This is a genomic window from Brevibacillus composti, from assembly GCF_016406105.1.
Classification (GTDB): Bacteria; Bacillota; Bacilli; order Brevibacillales; family Brevibacillaceae; genus Brevibacillus; species Brevibacillus composti.
Genome location: NZ_CP066308.1, coordinates 3,314,879 through 3,336,479 on the forward strand (window position 1 = coordinate 3,314,879; position 21,601 = coordinate 3,336,479).

17 protein-coding genes and 1 pseudogene are annotated in these 21,601 nt (G+C 55.2%); 1 reads left to right on the forward strand and 17 read right to left on the reverse strand.

All coding sequences use genetic code 11. From position 1 onward, the window contains the following. The 12 genes and pseudogenes from JD108_RS16750 to citZ all read right to left on the reverse strand — a co-directional run bounded on the left by JD108_RS16750 (position 1) and on the right by citZ (position 13,433). Positions 1 to 1,578, reverse strand: coding sequence for a DHA2 family efflux MFS transporter permease subunit (locus JD108_RS16750; protein ID WP_198827131.1), 1,578 nt, complete (start codon positions 1,576 to 1,578; stop codon positions 1 to 3). Positions 1,579 to 1,592: 14 nt separating this feature from the next. Next, a complete protein-coding gene (locus tag JD108_RS16755; protein WP_198827132.1) occupies positions 1,593 to 2,822 on the reverse strand; it encodes an efflux RND transporter periplasmic adaptor subunit in 1,230 nt (409 codons plus the stop codon). A 4-nt stretch (positions 2,823 to 2,826) separates the two neighbouring features. Further along, entirely contained in the window at positions 2,827 to 3,486 is a 660-nt protein-coding gene (locus tag JD108_RS16760) for an efflux RND transporter periplasmic adaptor subunit (protein ID WP_198827133.1), read from the reverse strand. A 9-nt stretch (positions 3,487 to 3,495) separates the two neighbouring features. After that, entirely contained in the window at positions 3,496 to 3,921 is a 426-nt protein-coding gene (locus JD108_RS16765; RefSeq protein WP_198827134.1) for a MarR family winged helix-turn-helix transcriptional regulator, read from the reverse strand. A 159-nt stretch (positions 3,922 to 4,080) separates the two neighbouring features. Further along, a pseudogene (locus JD108_RS16770) lies at positions 4,081 to 5,076 on the reverse strand (VanW family protein). Positions 5,077 to 5,157: 81 nt separating this feature from the next. Beyond that, the gene (locus tag JD108_RS16775) at positions 5,158 to 6,252 is read right to left on the reverse strand and encodes a hypothetical protein (protein ID WP_198827135.1); all 1,095 of its coding nucleotides are present in this window, start codon (positions 6,250 to 6,252) and stop codon (positions 5,158 to 5,160) included. A 171-nt stretch (positions 6,253 to 6,423) separates the two neighbouring features. Continuing rightward, positions 6,424 to 7,080: a phosphate signaling complex protein PhoU gene (gene phoU, locus JD108_RS16780; protein WP_198827136.1), complete on the reverse strand. Its 657-nt coding sequence runs from the start codon at positions 7,078 to 7,080 to the stop codon at positions 6,424 to 6,426. Between the two features lie 106 nt (positions 7,081 to 7,186). Further along, positions 7,187 to 8,953, reverse strand: a complete 1,767-nt coding sequence (gene pnpS, locus JD108_RS16785) for a two-component system histidine kinase PnpS (protein WP_198827137.1) — start codon at positions 8,951 to 8,953, stop codon at positions 7,187 to 7,189. Positions 8,954 to 8,969: 16 nt separating this feature from the next. Further along, positions 8,970 to 9,665 carry a response regulator transcription factor gene (locus tag JD108_RS16790; protein ID WP_323958425.1) on the reverse strand — a complete coding sequence of 232 codons (696 nt, stop codon included), beginning with the start codon at positions 9,663 to 9,665 and terminating at the stop codon, positions 8,970 to 8,972. Positions 9,666 to 9,879: 214 nt separating this feature from the next. After that, positions 9,880 to 10,818, reverse strand: coding sequence for a malate dehydrogenase (mdh, locus tag JD108_RS16795; RefSeq protein WP_198827139.1), 939 nt, complete (start codon positions 10,816 to 10,818; stop codon positions 9,880 to 9,882). Positions 10,819 to 10,884: 66 nt separating this feature from the next. Next, a complete protein-coding gene (gene icd / locus JD108_RS16800) occupies positions 10,885 to 12,168 on the reverse strand; it encodes an NADP-dependent isocitrate dehydrogenase (protein WP_198827140.1) in 1,284 nt (427 codons plus the stop codon). Positions 12,169 to 12,320: 152 nt separating this feature from the next. Continuing rightward, on the reverse strand, positions 12,321 to 13,433 hold the full coding sequence (gene citZ / locus JD108_RS16805; protein ID WP_198827141.1) for a citrate synthase: 1,113 nt from the start codon (positions 13,431 to 13,433) through the stop codon (positions 12,321 to 12,323). A 446-nt stretch (positions 13,434 to 13,879) separates the two neighbouring features. On the opposite strand from citZ, the gene ytvI reads away from it, so the two are divergent. After that, positions 13,880 to 15,010, forward strand: a complete 1,131-nt coding sequence (gene ytvI, locus JD108_RS16810; protein ID WP_198827142.1) for a sporulation integral membrane protein YtvI — start codon at positions 13,880 to 13,882, stop codon at positions 15,008 to 15,010. Positions 15,011 to 15,078: 68 nt separating this feature from the next. Here ytvI and JD108_RS16815 read toward each other — a convergent pair whose 3' ends face one another. The 5 genes from JD108_RS16815 to pfkA form a co-directional block, all read right to left on the reverse strand. Beyond that, entirely contained in the window at positions 15,079 to 15,477 is a 399-nt protein-coding gene (locus JD108_RS16815) for an FxsA family protein (RefSeq protein WP_198827143.1), read from the reverse strand. Continuing rightward, entirely contained in the window at positions 15,477 to 15,911 is a 435-nt protein-coding gene (locus JD108_RS16820; RefSeq protein WP_198827144.1) for an acyl-CoA thioesterase, read from the reverse strand. The genes JD108_RS16815 and JD108_RS16820 overlap by 1 nt, the downstream gene beginning before the upstream one ends. Before the next feature lie 238 nt (positions 15,912 to 16,149). Further along, entirely contained in the window at positions 16,150 to 18,405 is a 2,256-nt protein-coding gene (gene nrdJ, locus JD108_RS16825) for a ribonucleoside-triphosphate reductase, adenosylcobalamin-dependent (protein WP_198827145.1), read from the reverse strand. A 417-nt stretch (positions 18,406 to 18,822) separates the two neighbouring features. Next, positions 18,823 to 20,577: a pyruvate kinase gene (pyk, locus tag JD108_RS16830; protein ID WP_198827146.1), complete on the reverse strand. Its 1,755-nt coding sequence runs from the start codon at positions 20,575 to 20,577 to the stop codon at positions 18,823 to 18,825. 34 nt (positions 20,578 to 20,611) lie between these two features. Next, on the reverse strand, positions 20,612 to 21,571 hold the full coding sequence (gene pfkA, locus JD108_RS16835) for a 6-phosphofructokinase (protein ID WP_198827147.1): 960 nt from the start codon (positions 21,569 to 21,571) through the stop codon (positions 20,612 to 20,614). Positions 21,572 to 21,601: the final 30 nt, after the last annotated feature.

Below are 21,601 nucleotides of genomic sequence, written 5' to 3' on the forward strand. Positions count from 1 at the left end.
TTAGGCTGCCGCTTTTTGCTGGTTTTCCGCTGCTTTTGGCGGGGTCGGTTTTTTATGCAGGAAGTAGAGCAGCGGGATGGAGACAAAGATCGGGATCGCCGAGATGAGCAGGGCATCTGCCATGCCCCGGACTGTCGCTTCCTTGACGATCAAGCCTACCAGCATGGAGCTGGCTCCTCCTTGCGCCGCAGCTGCATCCACGCCTGCCTGCGTATACATGCCCGTCAATCCCTTGAGAAATTCAGCGGCAGTCAGGGAGGTCACCGAAATGCTCTCTGAGATCGCAGCCGAATGGAAATTGGTGCGCGTCGTCATCACCATCGTCAAAATCGCGATCCCAAACGAGCTCATCACCTGGCGAATGACATTGGACAAGGACGACGCATTCCCGACGATCGCACGGGGAACGGCATTCATCCCCACCGTCGAGAGCGTCATCATGCACAGCCCGATCCCGAGTCCGCGAATGGTCAGAATCGTGTTCAGCCAATGATGAGGCGTATCGGCCTCCAGATTGTGCAGCTCATAGGTCATGATCCCCATGATCGACAGGCCGACCAACGCAATCGGTCCAATCCCGTATTTGTCCAGGAGCTTGCCGCTGATCGGCATCATTACAGCCATCGCGATCGATTGCGGCATGAGCAGCAGGCCCGAATCCATCGCCGTCATCCCCTGGATGTTTTGCAGGAAGATCGGCATGATGAAAATCCCGCCCATCATCCCCATCATGACGAAGCTGGAGGTGATGACGCTAAGCGTAAAGACCGGGATTTTAAACAGGCTGAGATTGAGCAAAGGTTCCTTTTTCCCGAGCTCGACCCAGATGAACAGCGCCAATGCAGAGAAGGCGACGAACAATAGACTGACGATGTAAAATGAAGTCCACCCTTCGGATTGCCCTTTGCTCAAGGCCAGCAGCAGAGAGCCGCAAGCGATGATGGAGAGGATCGCGCCCGGATAGTCGAACTTCAGATCGGGCTTTTTCGTCGTTTCCTTGAGGAGGGCACTGCTCATGATAATCGCGAAAATTCCTACAGGCACACTGATCAAAAACAAAAACTTCCAGCTGAGGTATTGAATCAAATACCCGCCCAGCGTCGGGCCGATGGCGGGAGCCACCATCGAGGCGATCCCGAACAGCCCCAGCGCCATCCCGATTTTTTCTCGGGGAACCACCATGTAGATCATCGACATGCCGATCGGCATGATAAAGCCCCCGCTCAAGCCTTGAATAATCCGGAAGGCGATGATGCTCGTGTCGCTCCAGGCCAGCGCACACAGAACCGAGGAAGCGGTAAAGGCGGTCAATGAGAGCAAAAAAATACGCTTGTATCCAAATTTGTCGCCCAGCGATCCGCTCATCGGGATCACCACCGCGTTTGCCAGCATGTATCCCGTGAGGACCCATTGGATCGTATCTGTCGTGGAACCGAAAACGTTAACCAGCGTAGGCAAAGCGACGTTAATCAGGCTGTTGTTCAGAATCGCAACGAAGGTCCCCATGAGAATGGCCAGGAGCGTTATCCACATCCCGCCACTCCTCTCTTCCTTCTGCTGGGCCCAAGCTTCTGCCATAGTTTCCACCTCCGCTAGTTGACGACGACTTTTCCGCCCTCGGTTAACGCTTCTGTCGGCTTCAGCACCAGCCGGTCATTTTGAGCCACACCCTGGAGCACTTCCGCCCATTCTCCCGCTACGCTTCCGACGGAGACCTCCACTTGATGGACCACGTCATCGTCCACTTTGAAAATATACTGTTTGTTGTCTTTCGTCAGAATGGCAGAGGAAGGCACCTTCCAGACGTTCGCCGTCTGCGTCTGATTCGGCAGAGATACCTCGGCGAGCATCCCCGCTCTCAGCTCTCCCTCTCGATTATCCAGCACGACCTTGATCGGGAAGGAGCTGCTGTTGGCATCCGAGATGGGGCTGACGAATTCGACCGTACCTTTGAACACTTTGCCAAGGCTGCTTACATGCACGTCTACCTGCTCGCCCACCTTCACCTGATTGACTTTTTCGGCAGGAATGCTTGCCTCCACCTTTACCTGATCCATGTTCACCAGGACCAGGAGCGGCACGCCGGGCTGTGCCATTTCGCCCGGATCGATGCTCTTGCGGGCGACAATGCCGCTGATCGGGGAGTGAATCAGCGTGTTTTGATAGTTGTTTTTCGCCAGCTCCAGGCTGGATTGAAGGCGGCTGACTTCGGATTGCAAGGCAGCGACGGTATCCGCTGTCGGTCCCGCTTTGGCCAGATCGTACTGCGCCTCCGCCTGCTGGACGGCCACTCTCGCTTTCTCCAGATCGAGCCCGACCTTTTCGTACTCTGCTAGGGAAATCGCGCCTGAATCAAACAGGGCTTTCATCCGGTTAGCCGTATTCTCGGCGACCTGGAGCGCCGCCTGGGCCTGCTCGACGTTGCTGGCCAGACGCTGCAGTTCCTGGGTGCGCGTCCCGGCCTGCGTGTCGCGCAGCCTTGCCTGGGCACTGGCGATCGCGGCTTCTGCCTGCTTGGTTTGCTCGCGGTAATCCGCGGCATCCAGCGTGAGCAGCAGATCCCCTTTCTTGACCACAGAGCCTTCCTTTACATGGATCTCTGCCACTTTTCCGGGCAGCTTGGATACGACCTGAATTTCATCCGAAGGCGCGATTTTCCCGCCGGAAATCGTGCTGGCGGCTGCCACGTCGACCTTCCATACCTTTACCACCGGAACCTTCTCGGCTTCTCCGGCCGCAGACGGTTCACTGCATCCCGCTGCCAGCAGCGAAACAGCTGCCAGTACCGTCCCGAGCGTCTTCCATTGTCTCGCTTTGTGCATGGTTCTACCTCTCCTTCACGTACACTTTGATTTCTGCGTTCAATCCGGCGGCGAGATGAAGTCCAGCGGCATCGTCGATCGCTACCTTGATCGGGATTCGCTGGGTCACCTTTGTGAAGTTGCCGCTGGTGCTCACAGCAGGCAGAAGCGAGAACGTAGAGTTGGTTGCCTGGCCGATCTGGCTGACATGGCCGACCAGCTTTTTGTTCGGATAGGCATCGAGGACAATATCCACCTTTTGCCCCAGCTTCAGGCGGTTGATTTCGGTCTCTTCCACATTGGCCGCGATATGCAGTTTCGATTCATCGATGATCATGGCGATGGATTGGCCCGGTGACACGACCTCTCCTTCCTTCGCCAATGTCTTGATCACGGTTCCGGTAATCGGTGCACGAAGCAGCGCATTTTCCAACAGATTGGTCGTCAGATTGGTGCTGTCTTGTTGCCCGACGATCTGATCGGCGACCACCGCATCCCCTTCTGTGATGCTCAACGCTTGAAGCTTGCCGGCAATTCGCGGCATGACACGATAGATATCACCGGATATCCGGGCGTCTTGTGTCGTGACAAAATGGCTACCTTGATACCAGTAATAGTAGCCAATGCCAGCACCTCCTCCGATGATCAGGAACAGGATGACATACAAGATTAGTTTTCGCTTCATGCTTTCTCCTCAGCTTTCTTTCTCTAGTTTCGAGATCAAGATTTCCAGTGCGCGAACGATTTGTTCCAGCTCGTCGTCCGAAAAATCGCGAAAAAGCGTATGGTAGTACGCTTCTGAAAAAATGGGCAGCTTGTCAAACTGCTCCTTTACCTTGTCCGTCATGTGAATCCAGACCACACGGCGGTCTTTTTCGTCTCTTGTTCTTGCTACCAGCTTTTCTCGCTCCAACCGGTCAATGATGCCTGAAACCGTGCTGTAAGAGAGATCCACGGCCTTGCTGATCTGGCCGATGGTTAAACTGTTTTGCTTGATCGCCCGCAGCACCATCAGCTGCGGAACGGTTAAGCCAAACTGCTCCAGCTCTCTTCCTGCAATCGTATTGATCGTCTTGTTCAGGCGCTTTAATAGGTCACGGATGGCCACTGGCTTGTTCATGGCTCGCCTCCTCCCTCATTTTTATTTCGTGCACGAAATTTTATCACACGAAACACTATACGGGTTTTTGGATATGATTTCAATGTTTTTTTGTGTCCAAGCTGCCGGTTGGAAAACTTGGCTTCGTCCAACCCTTTTGGGCACAGCATTTGCTGCCTTTTACAAAAAAACAGCACCCTGCAAAAGGGAGCTGTCTGATCTTTTGATGCCCCGATCGATCATGGGCACCTCTTCCGGCAGGTCGGGGCCGGATGGGACCTCTTCCGGCAGGGTGGACCGGGTGCTGGGGACATTCCGCGGCTCGTACTCGATCTCGGGGACGGAGTGAATGGCGACAAACATGCGGCCATGCACGGATTGCGCCCGGATCAGGATCGGGTAGGCCTATTTGTTTTGAAAGACAAAATCGGGTCCGTACCAGCTGACAGTGGCGTCACGGCCGGGAGGAACATAGGGGACATGTCTGCTGTGGGAGTATCGTTTGACGATATGCAGTCCCGCCTGATCCACCGCATTGAACAGAGTGGAGGAAACCTGACAGATGCCGCCGCCGATTCCTTCGGAAAGCTCTCCTTTGACGATGATCGGCGCATCCAGATAGCCTTTTTCCCGGGTCCGCTTGCCGACCACTTTATTGAAGGAAAACGTCTCCCCCGGCAAGACGACATAGTTGTTAATCGCGAGGGCAGCCAGCTTGATATTATGAGAGCGATTGCGATTTGCGGGGTTAAAAAAAGTGGTGTATTGGGCGATTCTCCGTTTCCGCACCTCCTGCAGCAAGCCGCGGTCGATGCGCGGAATCACTTCTCGCACGGCAGGGGTGATCTCGGCCGGTCCGTTGCCGTAAAAATAGGTGTAGACTTGATGAGAAAAAGCTTTTTCATCCAGCGCCCGTCCTCTCTGTTCGGGGACAATCTGCCCCTTTTGGTCGAAGGCGGCGTTCACGGGAGTCCGGTAGACTTGCTTTTCCACCGCTTTTTTCAGTTCCTCCAGCCGGTCTTCATCCAGGAGCGGCACGCCTGAAAAGGGAAGCGTGATATCAGTGCGATCAATATAGGCGAGCGGGTTTCCCTGCCAGGTAATCCGGAGAAAATCAGTTGCGTCCAGAGGCTGCTGGACCATCAGCATGAGGGCCACTATATAGGAAAAACCCATCCGGCTGCTCACCTCCTTTGGGGATAGTATGAGCAGACAGACGGGTTTCATTCGATGGGGATGCGCTAGCCGGACAGAGCTCTACGCCAGGCCCAGGAGCTGACAGACGGACGCTTGCAAGCCTGACACTTTCTCCCGGTCTGCAGCATCCCGATAGATCCGGGCCAGCCGGTTGCGGGCTTCCTCCGCCTCTTTCAACTGCGCCGTTCCCTTTTTGGTCGCTTCCTTGTAGAGCGTGCGGAATCTCATCAGCTTTTCCCTGTATTTCTCATCCGTCCCCGGTTCGATCGCTCGTCTGTACATGTCGATCACTTCGTCCGTCTCTTTTTCAGGGAAATACTCATGGGGAGCTGTACTGTCAAAGATCGCCAGCCCCCTCTCCGGCAGGACGACCATATCCAGACTGTTCGGATCGAGGCCGCAGTGGTAGACTTCGGCGTCGAAGCCGCGCGCTTCCGCTTCGGCCACCAGCCGCTTCAGTATCGTGGATTTACCCGACCCCGGCCTGCCTTTAATGAGGTAACGCTTCTCAGCCGCCGCCGTCAGGAGCGGGACAAAGTCTCGCGGTCCGTCCGGCGTGGCGGCTCCCAGATACATGCGCCGGATCCGGGCCGGTTTGTCGGCTTTTTCGTTTCCGAAAAACAGTTGTACCGTTTCTTCTGCCACCTGATTGGCTTTGGTTCTGTCGAGATGAGCGATATAGACAGCCTCCCAATCATCGTGGACGCGTAAAGCCTCGGCAAACGATTGCTGGGCCGCTGTGGTCAGCGTGTGAATCCGCTCCAGCAGCGTCACGATCTCCTGCCGATAGGGCTGCAGCTTTTCCCGATCCACCGCTTCTTGCAAATCCAGATAGCGCTCGATCAAGCCCGGCGCTCTGGTCTGGAACTGGCGCGGATAACCTCCGTCTACGACCGCCGCCCTCCGATCGGGGAGGACGATGCCGTCATAGGTTCCATTGACAAAAGGGGAGTGAATCCACTCGACCCGCAAGCCTTGCCGGATCGCTCTCTCTCCTGCTTCTTGGATCAGCTGCGAAGGCAGCCCTTCTACATCTCCGGTTAGTATGATGCGAACCTCTGTCCCGGTCCATATCGAATCCAAAAACGAGCGGTACCCTCTTGCCGTATTTCCGCCTGCATAGAAATGACGCACGCCTGCATGGCCTATATTCATCGCGATCCCTCCTGAAAACAAGCTAAGCGCTGGTATTGAGTGGGCTATTCGGTTTATTCTATGCAGCAGGCCGGGATTAGGCGAATGTACCGTTTGAGATGGCACAAGTAAACCCGCCTGCGTGGCAGCAACGGGTTTTCTAAAAAAGATACTCATTAGATGATAAGTTCATTATTTATTCAGATCGGTCAATTTCCCTGTGCTCATGTAGATGATCCACTCGCAGATGTTGGTCACATGGTCTGCAATCCGCTCCAGGTATTGCGCGACCAGCAACAGATGGGTTCCCTGGGAGATGGATTGGCTATTCTTGGTCATCACATCGATCAAATCGCGGAAAATCGTGGAGAACAGCTTGTCGACGATGTCGTCGCGCAGCGCGATCTCTTCTGCCGCCTGCTTATCCAGACCGATGTAGGCATTCAGACTGTCGCGCACCATCGCTTTTACGTGATCCGCCATCAGCGGAATATCGATCAACGGCTTCACATAGGGCTCTGCCATCAAACGGCGCGTGGTCTTGGCGATGGAGACGGCATGATCGCCCATTCTCTCCAGATCGGTCACCAGCTTGAGCATCGTGCCCAGACGGCGCAGGTCTCCCCCAACCGGCTGCTGGAGCGCGATCATCTGGAAGCAGCCCATCTCGATTTCCTGTTCCAGCTCGTTGATCAAATGATCGCTTGCAATCACTTGCTCCGCCAGTTGGAGATCGCGTTCCACCAGGCTCTTAATCGATTTATGAATGGCCTCTTCCACCAATGTCCCCATCGACATCAGCTTGCGATGCAAACCGTCTAGCTGCTCTTCGAACACATGTCTTGTCATAACCCTTTTCCCCTCCATTTCTCTGTCACGACCAATCGTACAGGGCCAATGTATACCAGGGGTAAAGAGAATGTTTTCTTTGTGTAAAGGTTTTGGCTGGCTCTGCCTACCACTGCAGAGGCAGCGTCACCGTAAAGGTCGTTCCTTCTCCCTCTGCGCTTTGGACGGTGATGTGTCCGTGCAGGTTTTCCACCAGATGCTTGACGATCGCGAGCCCCAGGCCGGTGCCCCCGGAATCTCTGCTACGCGCTCTGTCTACCCGGTAAAAACGCTCGAAGATGCGCGGCAAATCCGCCTCAGGGATGCCGATGCCGGTGTCTGCCACCTGGAATTGCACCTGACCTCTCTCCTGCCGAAGCGATAGCGAGATGGCTCCGCCCTCGGGTGTGTAGACCACTGCATTGGTGACCAGATTGAGGATGATCTGCTGCAGGCAATCCTTGTCCGTCGTCAGCGTCACACGCGGATGCGGGTCGGGCAGCTGGATGGAGATCTGCTTGCGCTGCGCCTGCTCCTGCAAGAGCGCTACCGTCGAGGCCATCAGATCCTGCAGGTCGACCTCCGTGAGCTGAAGCGTCAGCCGTTTTTGCTCGATTTTGGAGAGGTCCAGGATGTCGCGGATCATCCGATAGAGGCGTTCGCTCTCATCGTAGATGATCTGCAGGAAGTTGCGGCAGGTCTCCTCGTCCTGCATCGCGCCATCCAACAGCGTCTCGGTAAAGCCTTTGATCGAGGTGATCGGGGTGCGCAGTTCATGCGAGACGTTGGCGACGAAATCGCTGCGCATTTTCTCCAGACGGCGGATTTCCGTGAAGTCGTGCAAAACGACCACGACCCCTTTGGCTTCTCCCTTGAAGTTGATATAGGGAGCAAAGTTCACGTCGAGAATCCGCTCCTGGGGATAGTAGATGTGGACTTCCTGGCGAAACTTTTCGCCGCGGTCCAGGCAGCGGTCAATGTATTGACTGAGGCCAAAGTTTTTCCCCGCCTCAATATGCAGTTTCCCGATCAGCTCATTGGCCGATTTCCCCAGCAATCGTTCGACAGCCGGATTGACCAGCATGATCCGGCGATGCTCAGAGATGAAGATCACTCCGCTGGTCATGTTAGTCAGGACGCCGGTCAGCCGCTGGTGGTTTTCGGAGATTTCATACATCTGCTGTTCCAGGCTGGAGGCCATAAAGTTGATGGCGGAGGCCAGCTGTCCGATTTCATCCCGGGCCTTGATCCGCACGCGGCTCTCGTACTCGCGCTGGGTAATATTTCGCGCGACGCGGGTAATTTCTTCGATCGGGCTCGTGATGTTGTAAGAAATCCGGGAGACGACGATGGAAGCGAGAATCATCGTGACCAGCAGACCGGTGAGCAGGGTGTACCACAGATTATGCACCGTATCCGCAATATCCTGCATCGACATCGCGGAGCGGACAGCGCCGATCACGTTCTCTGTGGATCGGACCGGGACCGCCACGTACATCATTTCGTAGCCCAGCGTCTCGCTGTAGTGCCTGTCGATCCCCGTCTCCCCGCGCAAAGCGGCGGCAAATTCAGGACGGCTGGCGTGGTTCTCCATCTCCTCGGACTTGTGAATATTGTCAAAAAGCACGTTCCCGTCGACATCAATGACGGTAATCCGCACTTCTTCCTCCGAGGCTACCTGCTGCACCCTTCTGGCCAGCTCTTCCTTGTCGCGGAGGACCTCCGGAAATCGGACGGATTGGGCGACCAGCTTGGATTCGCGCGTAAGCAGTTCCCCCAGGGTATCCAGGTAGAATCGCTCCAGCACCTTGGCGAAGTACATCCCCATCACCAAGAGAACGATGGAAACCAGCCCGAGAATGGTCAAGGTGAGTTTAATTCGAAAACGTGTCAACGAATCCGGCCTCCCGTCAGCCTTCCAGCTTGTAACCTAATCCACGGACCGTTTTGATGTAGCGAGGATTTTTCGTGTCTTCCTCCAATTTCTCGCGCAAATGGCTTACGTGAACGTCGACGATCCGCGAATCGCCGATAAAATCGTAGTTCCACACGGCGTTCAACAATTGATCTCGCGTCAGGACCCGCCCGTGGTGGCTGGCCAGATAGTGGAGCAGTTCAAATTCCTTTGGCGTCAGCTCCACTTTCTCCGAACCGCGGTACACCTCATATTTTTCCGGGTAGATGCGGATTTCCCCAAACTGCAGAACAACCTCATCCGGTGCAGCTGTGCCATCCGCTGTCGTCTGGGTACGGCGGAGAATCGCTTTGACCCGGGCGATCACTTCCCGCGGACTGAACGGCTTGGTCAGATAATCATCCGCCCCCAGCTCCAGCCCCAGGATTTTATCCAGTTCATCGTCTTTGGCCGTCAACATTAAAATCGGAGTATTATTCCGCTCTTGGCGCAAGGTCTTGCACACGTCCATGCCTTCCATCTTCGGCAGCATCCAGTCGAGGATAATAAAATCGGGCTGTTCCATGCGGGCCATGTCCAATGCCTGTTTTCCGTCAAAGGCGGTCACCACTTGAAACCCCGCTTTTTCCAAATTAAACTGCAATAATTTCACAATCGATGCTTCGTCATCGACGACAAGAATCTTCGTCAACATCCATCCCCCCTACGCTGCCGTTCGGCTTTTCTCTAGTCTTCTCACTGTCCAGTCTGCCAAACCCCCGGGAGGTAAACAAGTAATTTTTTTGTAAAGATTAGAGCGCCGTTCCTCCACCGCTTATTAAAAACACCAAAAAAAGACGCCCCTCCGAAAAGAGACGTCTTTCTTTTATTACGTAGACATTCACGATTCACCAAAAGCAGTGTGCTTATTGAAGAACAGCCATCACATTCCGCACGGATTGGGCGGACTTGTCGAGCGCCGCTTTTTCCTCTGCCGTCAGCTCCAGCTCGATGATTTTCTCGATGCCGTTGCCGCCGAGCAGGGTCGGCACACCCAGGTACAGATCATGGTAGCCGTATTCGCCTTCGAGGTAGGCGATGGAGGGCAGGATGCGCTTCTTGTCTTTCAAGATCGCTTCCGCCATTTGTACCAGGGATGCAGCCGGCGCGTAGTACGCGGAGCCGTTGCCCAGCAGGTTGACGATTTCGCCGCCGCCTTTGCGGGTGCGTTCGACGATGGCGTCCAGACGATCCTTTGGAATCAGCTTCTCCAGCGGAATTCCCCCAGCATAGGAGTAGCGAACCAGCGGCACCATGTCGTCACCGTGGCCACCCAGTACAAAGCCGGTTACGTCCTCTACCGATACGTTCAGCTCCATCGCGACGAACGTGCGGAAACGAGCCGTGTCCAGCACGCCGGATTGACCGATGACGCGCTCTTTCGGGAAGCCCGATGTTTTGAAGAAGGTATAGGTCATTGCGTCTACCGGGTTGGACAGAACCAGCACGATCGAGTTCGGCGCATAGGTTTTGACCTGCTCCGCTACGGAGCGCATAATGCCAGCATTGGTGTTCACCAGGTCATCACGGGACATGCCAGGTTTGCGAGCGATTCCGGCAGTGATAATCACCAGGTCGGCGTCCTTGATATTCGCGTAGTCGGCCGTACCGGTGATGTTGGCGTCAAAGCCAAGTACCGGGGAAGATTCCATCATATCCAGTGCTTTCCCTTTTGTCGGGTTTTCCAGCTGCGGGATGTCCACGAGCACGACGTCGCCCAGTTCTTTTTGGCCCAGGATGAATGCCGTCGTTGCACCTGTGAAGCCGCTGCCGATCACTGCGATTTTTTTGCGTTGGAATGCCATTCTCAAATCGCCTCCATTGCTTTTAGTGGGGTAGTGATGTCTCGATGTGTCTTCGCAAGGAACTGCTTACATATTTTTGATCAGGGCATCTGCGAACTCGGAGCACTTCAGCTCGGTCGCACCTTCCATCAGACGAGCGAAATCGTAGGTTACGGTTTTTGCGGAGATGGTTTTCTCCATGGATTGGATGATCAGGTCAGCCGCTTCGTTCCAGCCCAGATGGCGCAGCATCATTTCGCCGGAGAGAATCACGGAAGACGGGTTTACCTTGTCCAGACCTGCGTATTTCGGAGCGGTACCGTGGGTCGCTTCGAAGATCGCGTGGCCGGTCAGGTAGTTGATGTTCGCGCCAGGTGCGATACCGATGCCGCCTACTTGTGCAGCCAGGGCGTCGGAGATGTAGTCGCCGTTCAGGTTGAGTGTCGCAACCACGTCGTACTCAGCCGGACGAGTCAGGATTTGTTGCAGGAAGGCGTCGGCGATCACGTCTTTCACGATGATTTTGCCAGCTGCTTCTGCTTCTTTCTGCGCCTTGTCCGCGTCGCCGCCTTCGGCTTTGATGCGGTCGTACTGCGCCCAGGTGAATACCTTGTCGCCGAATTCCGCTTCAGCCACAGCATAGCCCCAGTTTTTGAACGCGCCTTCGGTAAACTTCATGATGTTGCCTTTGTGTACCAGGGTAACGGATTTGCGCTTGTTGTCGATCGCGTAGTTGATCGCTGCGCGAACCAGACGCTCGGTACCATCTTTGGAAACAGGCTTGATGCCGATGCCGGAGGTTTCCGGGAAGCGGATCTTTTTGACGCCCATTTCGTTTTGCAGGAAGTCGATGACTTTTTTCACTTCTGGCGTTCCTTCCGCCCACTCGACACCAGCGTAGATGTCCTCGGTGTTTTCGCGGAAGATGACCATGTCTGTCAATTCGGGATGTTTGACGGGGGATGGCACACCGTCGAAGTATTGCACAGGACGCACGCAAGCGTACAGATCCAGTTCTTGACGAAGAGCCACGTTGATGGAGCGGATGCCGCCGCCAACCGGAGTCGTGAGCGGGCCTTTGATCGCGATCAGATACTCGCGCACAGCGGTAAGCGTATCTTCAGGGAGCCATTCACCGTATTGGTTGAAGGATTTTTCGCCTGCGAAGACTTCGAACCACTCGATTTTCTTTTCGCCTTTGTAAGCTTTTTCTACAGCTGCGTCCAGGACACGAACAGATGCCTTCCAGATATCTGGACCCGTACCGTCCCCTTCGATAAATGGGATGATGGGGTTGTTTGGAACAACGAGTTTGCCGTTGTCTACTGTGATTTTTTGACCAGCAGTCGGCTGAGACAGGTTTTTAAACACGAAAAATCCCTCCAGTGTATGAAAAATATGGTAGAAAATATTTCCAGACGTAGGAGAACTACCACGCGCGGGTGGTAGTTCTCAAGCTTGCGCTTAGGAGTACATTCTCCATTCGGGTGACGGACTCCTCCACGCTCGGAAAAGCGATGGTCTTAGCGGCGATCGATCGGCACATAATGCTGATTGACCGGACCGGTGTAATCTGCGCGCGGACGGATCAGACGATTGTTCTCGTATTGTTCCATGATATGCGCAGTCCAGCCAGACATACGGCTGATGGCGAAAATCGGCGTGAACAGATCGCTCTCCAAACCAAGCGCGATGTACACCGATGCGGAGTAGAAATCGACGTTTGGCTTCAGACCTTTTTCGCCTGTTACCATGTCTTCTACCTTCACGGACATCTCGTAAAGCTCAGGGCGTCCGATTTGCGCAGTCAGCGCTTTGGACATTTGCTTCAGCCACTTGGCACGCGGGTCGCCGTCTTTGTAGACGCGATGGCCGAAGCCCATGATCTTCTCTTTGTTGTCCAGCTTTTGGCGGATGTAGGATTCGACTTCGTCGACAGAGCCGATTTCGGCCAGCATAGCTGCTACCGCTTCGTTTGCCCCGCCGTGCAAAGGTCCCTTCAGTGTGCCGATTGCAGACACGATGCCGGAGTAAATATCTGTCAGCGTCGCGACAGTCACCCGTGCTGCAAAGGTGGATGCGTTGAACTCGTGATCCGCATGCAGGATGAGGGCGACATCAAACGCTTTCACAGCGGTTTCGGTCGGAGCTTCGCCCGTCAGCATGTACAGGAAGTTCTGGGCGATGGAATAGGACGGATTGGGAGCGACTGGCTCCAGTCCTTTTCGCATGCGAGCAAAGGCAGCAATCAGAGTCGGTGTCTGGGCCATCAGGCGGATCGATTTCCGGTAGTTGGCCTCCGGGCTCATCTCTTGAGCTTCTGCATCGTAGAGCGCTAGCGAAGAGACAGCTGTGCGCAACGCCGCCATGGGGTGTACGCCTTTCGGGTAGGATTTGATGCTGTCGATCACCTCTTGGGGCACCGCAGCATTTTCACCCAGCTGCTTTTTCAAAGCATCCAGCTGATCGCGCTTCGGTAGGGCTCCATGCCAGAGCAGGTAGACAACCTCTTCAAATGTTGCGTGTTCCGCAAGCTCGTCAATATTGATACCACCATAGCAAAGTACCCCATCGACAATCGAACAGATTGAAGATTGAGCGGCAACTACGCCTTCTAGTCCACGAGTAGCTGTCATGTAACTCTCTCCTTTTCCACTCTATGCTATATGTAGTTGTCGTGGCGGTTCCTTTTACGACCACCCTCCACAAATGAATGATTATAAAATGAAACGGATCATCATTCGTATTTCAAAATACGCATAGACGGGAGGAAAGACCAAGAGGTCCTGCTGTATGTCAATAAAAAGAATCCAACCATAATTCGACACAATTATAAAAGATTATTGCAGTTTTGTGAATGATAAAAGTACAAGATGTAAAAAAGCAGGCACGGAAGGGAAAACTTGCTTGCGCCTATCAGCATACTGCATAATAGTTACAAAGCAGTCACGAGTGGTTTTCGCGGCAGTTTCGGCCGTCTTTCTCCGGGCCCTGCCTGGTAAAATAATGTTTGAGAAACAGCGCGAATGTTTTTTTCATAAAAGAGACAGCAATCCTGCCATACAGAGAAAGGAGAGTTCTATTGAACCGGCAAAACTGGGCCATCCGCCTCTTTCAAATTATTCGGTTTTTGTGGGTTTGCCTGCTCATCTACGCCAGCTTCCGAATCCTGGTTTTTGCACTACCCTTACTGTACCCATTTCTCATCTCCTTAGTCATCGCGCTGGTGATCCATCGCCCGGTTACCTATTTGACCAAAAAGGCGAAGATCCCCCGATGGCTGTCCGTCACGCTGGCGCTGCTGCTCCTGCTCGCCCTGTCCGGCGGGGTCGTCACCCTGATCATCACCGAGACCGTCGTCGAAATCGGGGAGCTGGCGCGCAAACTTCCACTCTTCTCCACGGAGCTGGCCCACTATCTGCAAAGGACGATTTCTCAGGATTTCCTCACCGGCATCTATGAGCAAATCCAGTCGTTCCTGACGACGCTTGATGCGGGTTACAAAGAGAAGCTGGACAACACCATCGGCCAGGGCATCACATCCATCACACACGCTGGACAGCAGTTGATTGTGCAATTTCTGGACGGGCTGAAAAACTTCCTGCTCTCCCTGCCCAATCTGGCGACGGTGTTCGTGATCTCCCTGATCGGCGCATTCTTCATCTCCAAGGATTTCTTTCTGTGGGAAGCGCGTTTTCGGAAAATTCTTCCGAGCGGCGTCAACCGGCGGCTCGACGAAGTGTTCCAGGATTTAAAGGGCGCTTTGTTCGGCTTCGCCAAAGCGCAGCTGACCCTGATCTCGCTCACGGCCGCGATCGTAATGATCGGCCTGTTGATTCTGCGGGTGGAGTATGCGGTGACCATCGGTTTGTTGACCGGACTTGTCGATTTGCTGCCGTACCTGGGCACCGGGACCGTCTTTATCCCCTGGATCATCTACCTGTTTTTCAAGGGGAATTACTCCCTGGTGATCGGCTTGTCGATCCTCTACGGCGTCGTGCTGATCTTCCGGCAGATTATCGAGCCGAAGGTCGTCGCCGAAAATGTCGGCTTGGATCCGCTGCTGACGCTGGTCGCCCTGTTTGTCGGCTTGCAGCTGTTTGGCTTCCTCGGTCTGATCATCGGTCCCGTCTCTCTGGTCCTGATCAATGCGCTGGTCAAAGCCAATGTATTTATGGACCTCTGGAAGTATATCAAAGGGCAAGAGACGTAAAAAGGAGGCGACATTCGCCTCCTTTTTTGATTGGGAACACAGCGCAAACAGCTGTACCGCAAGCAGCTTTACCGTCGGAAAAAGAAATGAACCCGACCCGATGAGATCAGCGACCACAGCCACCTCTTCACCAGATGACGGATAATCATCCGCGTGTAGGGGAGCAAAAAGAGAATGCCTACGATGTCCGTGAAAAATCCGGGCATGAGCAGCATCAGGCCGCCGGAGAGCACCAGCGCTCCGTCAATCAGCGTCTCTCCCGGCATCTGACCGCGGGACATCTGCAGCTGGAGCATCCTCATCACTTGCAGCCCTTGCTGCTTGGCGAGCCAGGCCCCTACGAATCCGGTCAGGATGACCAGCGCCACGGTCCACCAGGGTCCGATCACTTTCCCCACCGAAATCAGGCCCCATAGTTCAATCGCCGGCACTACAATAAACAGAACGAGCAGGATGCGAAAGAGCATTACGATCTCCCCCTTGTACAACGCTCCTGAAGCAGTGCATATACCTCCGGTACCGCACGAGAAAGCCGGATCGGCTTCATCTCCGTCGTCGTAAACGCATGCTTGGACCACCCGCTGACGAGCAGCTGTCCGTCTTCCCTCCGGTAGAGTTCATAGGCAAAGGTGAGCCGTACAGGTGAGAGTTCCTCCAGTCTCGTCCGGATCTCCACCCAGTCGTCGTAGCGGGCAGGGAGTTTGTAGGAAAGCCCGACATCCGTGACGGGCAGCAGGATTCCCTTCTCCTCCAAAGCGCGATAAGTAATCCCTGTATCTCGAATAAATTCCGTGCGGCCGACTTCAAACCAATTGAGGTAGTTTGCGTGATACACCACACCCATTTGGTCGGTTTCGCTGTATCGCACACGTATTTGATGAGCGTAGACATCTTGCTTCAAACGGATCGCTCCTTTCTCCTTTTATTGTATCACAGACGAGGTGCTTTCCGCCTATTCATTAGGGGCGTCGCCGCTGATCAGCCGCACCCTAGACGCTCTGACCCATGCCCCGTCCGCCTGGAAGCCTTCCGTCTCTCCCCCTATCGGCTGTTGTACCGGATGGAATAGAAAACGACCGCAGTGGAACGAAAAAATTCGTTCTGCTGCGGTCGTTTTTGCGATGATTGATTTGATGACCTTAGCGAATCGGGCAAGCCCCGGTTTCGCAGGAATCGGCTGTCGACAAGTCGGAATCCACGCCTTTCTCGAACTGCTGGAGAATGGCTGGATCAAAAGGCTTCATGCTCGCCTTCAGCTGCTCGTACTCTTCCTTGGTGCAGGACTCGTACGGAGCCAGCTGGTAAGTGCCGCCATCCAGCTGCAGGAAGGAGACGCCGACGAAGTTGTCCCAGTTGCCGTATACGATCTCTTCTACTTCTTCCCACTCTCCCGGACGAACCGTGATCGTATTGGAGGAATTGTGCTCGGTGTATTCCTTCTGGAAGCGGAAGTAGGTATCGAACTGCCGTTTGACGTCTACCTCGTTTTTCGTTTCTTTGGCACCGGACGCCACCGGGAAGTCAATCACCAGCGTCCGCGCATTGGCCATCCGCTCCTCATGCGTTTCACCCGGTGTTCCCACCTCGGGGTGTACGGTCCAGCCCAGGGTTTGCACCGCTTTTGCGAGCGGATCCTCCGCATTGATCCGAATCCGGCGGATGTAGTACGGAGAGTGAGACCAGTGCAGACCGCTGGAGACGCCGCCGGCCACCTGGGAAAGCGTGCCTTCCGGCTTCACTGTTGTCACGAGCAAAGGCGAGTTGACGCGCAGCTCATAGGCGTACTTGTCCGCTTCTTCGCGAGCCGCATTGCCCAGCAGCCGGAGAAGTTCAACCTCCTGCTCTTCTGTATAGCCCAGGGCGGCAATCGCGTCCTTGACGCCTGTAAGCGAGGTGCCGAGCAGCCTGTCGCGCTGCTGGACGACATCCCAGTGCGGCAGCTCCAGCGTCACCAGCGTCATCCGCAGGCCGGCCCGCGCGGATTTGCGCTGCGCGTCCAAAAGTCCATCCAGGTCCAAATACTTGGAGCCGTCCGGGCTATCCATGACAAACTGCATCAGATTGACTGTCGTCAGGTTGCACACCCCGTAGGAGTCGAGCAGAATTTCCGCGCACGGGTTCAGCCCTTCTGCGTTGGGACGGCGGCGATTGGCTTCCTCCAGGTTGACGAAGCCCGGCTCGCCCTCCAGCTGCATCATCGTGAAGACCAGATGCAGGAACTCGCGGCTCGGCTTCTGATTGAACGCAATCGAGTTGTTGGACATCCGGCGGTGATCCAGTCCGAAGCGGCCGTCCCCTACCTTTTGGATGCTGTCAAACCAGTTTGGCTTGATGTCACCCAGCAGTTCTCCCACTTTTCGGTGGTGGGCGAGCTGCTCTTCCGTCCAGAAGCCATTGATGCCGTATTTGGCGAACAGGCACTCGTAATCATCATGGTCGAACAGGAAAATTTCTGCCGTCCGGCGCACGCCGCCCACGACGACGTTGGCGCCGATGAGATTGCCGATGTCCAGGATGTGGATTGGGCGGATTTTTCCGTACCCTTTGTCGTCCGTCACAATCGGATCGAGGGTGGCGTCGATCTGGTTTTTCAGCACCTTGTCGATGCCCTCGAACATCTCGCGAAGCGGCTCATGCCCGCTGGCCGTACCGCCGAAGCGCTTCAGCCGCTCGCCTTTGGGGCGTACGCTGTTGTAGGAAATTTTTACGGTATGAATATGCTCATAGGCCGGATCCGTCAAGATATGCAGATAGTGGCGAAGCGATTCGACCCAGCCTTCTTTGCTGTCGCCGACGTAAATTTTGGCGTAGCCGTTTTCCAGCACCTTCAGCTCCGAACGCTCAAGACGCTGATGCATCGGCAGCGGTCTGTACTCGGACGAGAGCAGGGTGACATTGGTCCGAATCGGCTTCAACGATTCCGCCATCTGCTTGGTACACTTGAAGCCTACGCCGGTTCCGACCAACAGCAAATAGAACAGGTCGCAAAGATCCTCCCAGGACCGGATGTTCAGGAAAGAGCAGTTGAAATTGGCCAGCGGATACAAGTCCGCTACGCCGTTTTCCGCACCGCCCACCCAAAGGGTGCGCCCGGACAGGAATTGCTTCAGATTGAACATGTTGTCAAACAGCCCCTCCGCCTCCGTGGAAAGCTCCTCGAGGTTAGGGACGAGACCGATTTTCCGAATGTGCTGGTAAGCCAGCTTCATATTGTAATCGACAGAGCGGCGGCAGGTTTCTTTCCATGTCTCTCGTCTGCCGAGTTCAGGAATAAAGCGGGAATAGGTCCGGTAGTAGACAAATTGCCCCAGCGGAGTCATATGTACCGGAAAATCAGGATATTGTGCCAAGAATTCATCCCGCAAAAATCGGGTTCTCGTTTCTGTTGCCAACATGACGGTTCCTCCTTCAAAATAGCCAAACTGCTTATAACTTACCCGGCACAGCCAAACATTTGTGCCCTTCAACTCTCTCATCTCTAGTTAACTCTTTTTCCCTGAAAAACTCAATAGTCTTTTCTATATGTTGTGATAAAGATTTTTCGACAACACAATATATTGTGTTTTTTAGAAAAAAGGGTCTTGACAACGCTTCTCGTAAACAGAGTGAGAAAGCCGCAGAAAAATCAATTCTACCAGATTTGCACCCCATCGGTCACCCCGCCAGGTGTAGGATTTTATTCCTAACTATGCGGAACTGAGGGGCTAATCATACACCGTTCTTCACTTTTTTTGCGCACGCAAAAGAGAGGGGGCCATTTTTGACCCTCTCTCCGTATCTGACCGTATTGGGCTTTCGTCTCTTACCGGCGCTTACAGCACGCGGGCATGTCCGGTATAAATATGGCCGCGCTCAGGGTCTACCGTGACGATCTGCCCGTCTCTGATCAGGTCGGTCGCTTTCGCCGCGCCGACGATGACCGGCACATTGAGGTTCAGACCCACGATGGAGGCGTGGGACGTCAGTCCTCCTTCTTCGGTAATGACGGCGGCCGCTCTCTCAAAAGCCGGAATCATCTCCGAGTCGGTCCCAATCATGACGAGAATGCTGCCTGGCTCCGTCTTCTCCAATGCCTCCGCAGAGGAACGGGCGATTACGGCCCGACCCGTCACCACTTTTCGGCCGATCCCTTGTCCCTTGGCGACGATATCGCCGATCACGTGAATCTTGATGAGATTGGTCGTGCCGACTTCGCGGACGGGCACGCCCGCAGTGATGACGACGAGATCGCCGTGGCGCACAAAGCCTGCTTGCAGCGACTGCTGAACGGATAAGTCGAGCATTTCGTCTGTGGTATTGGCCACGGGGCCGAGGACTGGATAGACGCCATTGACCAGGGCCAGCCGGCGCATCACGCCCTCATGCGGCGTCACGGCTACGATCGGAGCCTTGGGCCGGTACTTGGACACCATCCGGGCGGTATGGCCGCTCTCCGTCGCGGTGATGACGGCAGCCGCATCCAGATCCAGCGCCGCATTGGCGACAGCCTGGCTGATCGCATCGGTGATCGTCACTTGCTTATGCAGCGACTGGCTGTGCAGGATCTCCCGATAGTTCAGCTCCTGCTCGGCGCGGAGGGCGATCCGGTTCATCGTCTCGACAGACTCGACCGGATATTTGCCCGCCGCCGTCTCACCGGAGAGCATGATGGCGTCGGTGCCGTCAAAGATCGCATTGGCGACATCGCTCGCTTCGGCGCGGGTAGGCCGCGGATTGCGCTGCATCGAATCGAGCATCTGGGTCGCGGTGATCACGGGCTTGCCGAGCTCATTGCACTTTTTGATCAGCTTTTTCTGGACCAGCGGCACTTCTTCCGCCGGGATCTCCACGCCCAAATCGCCGCGGGCCACCATCGTCCCGTCGGCTACGGCCAAAATTTCGTCGACGTTGTCGACGCCCTCCTGGTTTTCAATCTTGGCGATGATGTCGATTTTGGCGTGATGCCGCTCGAGGATTTCCCGTATTTCCAAAATGTCGGACGCCTTGCGGACAAAAGAGGCCGCGATAAAATCGACGCCTTGTTCGATGCCAAACTCAATATCCTGGGCGTCCTTTTCGGTAATGCCGGGCAGGTTGATTTTGACGCCCGGCACGTTGACGCCTTTTTTGCTTTTGAGGGTGCCTCCGTTTTTGATCTCGCAGATGATGTCCTGCCCCTGCACTTCTTGCACGGTGAGGCCGATCAGCCCGTCATCGATCAAGATCGTGTCACCCGGCTTTACATCCTGCGGCAGCTCCGCGTAGGTGATGGAGACGCGCTCGGCGGTGCCGGCGATCTCTTCGGTCGTAAGCGTGATCCGGTTGCCCTCTACCAGTTCTACCGATTCGGTCGCGAGCACGCCGGTTCGGATCTCCGGCCCTTTGGTATCGAGCAGGATCGCGACCTGCTTGCCGGTCTCCGCGCAGGCTTGGCGGATGCTGGCGATGCGCGCCGCATGCTCCTCGTGGGAGCCGTGGGAAAAATTGAGGCGGGCGACGTTCATTCCAGCGTGGATCAGTCTTTTCAAGGTCTCTACGGATTCACTGGCGGGTCCGATGGTACAAACAATTTTCGCTTTGCGCAACAAGAGAAGTCCCTCCTCGGCTATTTGACGGCCGCACCTAGATCGAAAGCGTGCGAGCCAATTGATAGATCGATAAGTCCAGATGATGCTTTTGTGACAGTGCTTCCTGGAAGTCTACATCCACGATCTCATTGTTGCGGATGCCGACCATGCGGTCCCTTTTGCCTTCCAGCAGCAAGTCGACGGCAGCCGCTCCCATGCGGCTCGCCAGCATGCGGTCAAAGGCTGTCGGCGAACCGCCCCGCTGGATATGGCCCAGAACCGTGACCCGCGTCTCCAGACCGGTCAGCTTCTTGATCTCTTCGGCGTAATGCGAAGCGCTGCCTACCCCTTCCGCCACGATGATGATCGTATGCTTTTTCCCCCGCCGATGGCCCGCTTCCAGGCGCTCGACGATATCCCGCATGTCGTTGTCCACCTCGGGAATGAGGATGGACTCCGCTCCGGCTGCAAGGCCTGCCCACAATGCCAGGTCACCGGCGTCCCGCCCCATCACCTCGATGATGTAGGTGCGCTCGTGGGAGGTGGCTGTATCCCTGATCTTGTCGATGGCGTCCACCACCGTATTGAGCGCGGTATCAAAACCGATGGTGAAATCGGTGCAGGGAATGTCATTATCTATGGTTCCCGGAACGCCGATCGTCCGAATGCCTTTTTCCGAAATTTTTTGGGCTCCCCGGAAAGAGCCGTCCCCGCCGATTACGATCAACCCTTCGATGCCGCGCCGATTGAGCTGATCGATCGCTTTTTGCTGGCCGGTCTCCGTCTTGAATTCCTCGCTGCGGGCCGAGTAGAGAATGGTCCCGCCGCGGTGGATGATATCCCCGACCGAGCCCAGCGTCATCTCTTGTATATCGCCGTACATCAAGCCTTCGTAGCCATGATACACTCCGTACATTTGAATGCCGTAATACGCCGCTCTCCTGACCGCTGCGCGCACAGCCGCATTCATTCCGGGTGCGTCGCCGCCGCTGGTTAAAACTGCAATTTTCTGCATGTAACCACCTCGCCCATTCTGTCCGTCATT

What these genes read in the sequence shown, in the direction of transcription:
- JD108_RS16750 (WP_198827131.1), bottom strand. Translation starts at nt 1,578, where the DNA reads ATGGCAGAAGCTTGGGCCCAGCAGAAGGAAGAGAGGAGTGGCGGGATG.
- JD108_RS16755 (WP_198827132.1), bottom strand. Translation starts at nt 2,822, where the DNA reads ATGCACAAAGCGAGACAATGGAAGACGCTCGGGACGGTACTGGCAGCT.
- JD108_RS16760 (WP_198827133.1), bottom strand. Translation starts at nt 3,486, where the DNA reads ATGAAGCGAAAACTAATCTTGTATGTCATCCTGTTCCTGATCATCGGA.
- JD108_RS16765 (WP_198827134.1), bottom strand. Translation starts at nt 3,921, where the DNA reads ATGAACAAGCCAGTGGCCATCCGTGACCTATTAAAGCGCCTGAACAAG.
- JD108_RS16775 (WP_198827135.1), bottom strand. Translation starts at nt 6,252, where the DNA reads ATGAATATAGGCCATGCAGGCGTGCGTCATTTCTATGCAGGCGGAAAT.
- phoU (WP_198827136.1), bottom strand. Translation starts at nt 7,080, where the DNA reads ATGACAAGACATGTGTTCGAAGAGCAGCTAGACGGTTTGCATCGCAAG.
- mdh (WP_198827139.1), bottom strand. Translation starts at nt 10,818, where the DNA reads ATGGCATTCCAACGCAAAAAAATCGCAGTGATCGGCAGCGGCTTCACA.
- citZ (WP_198827141.1), bottom strand. Translation starts at nt 13,433, where the DNA reads ATGACAGCTACTCGTGGACTAGAAGGCGTAGTTGCCGCTCAATCTTCA.
- JD108_RS16815 (WP_198827143.1), bottom strand. Translation starts at nt 15,477, where the DNA reads ATGCTCTTTCGCATCCTGCTCGTTCTGTTTATTGTAGTGCCGGCGATT.
- nrdJ (WP_198827145.1), bottom strand. Translation starts at nt 18,405, where the DNA reads ATGTTGGCAACAGAAACGAGAACCCGATTTTTGCGGGATGAATTCTTG.
- pfkA (WP_198827147.1), bottom strand. Translation starts at nt 21,571, where the DNA reads ATGCAGAAAATTGCAGTTTTAACCAGCGGCGGCGACGCACCCGGAATG.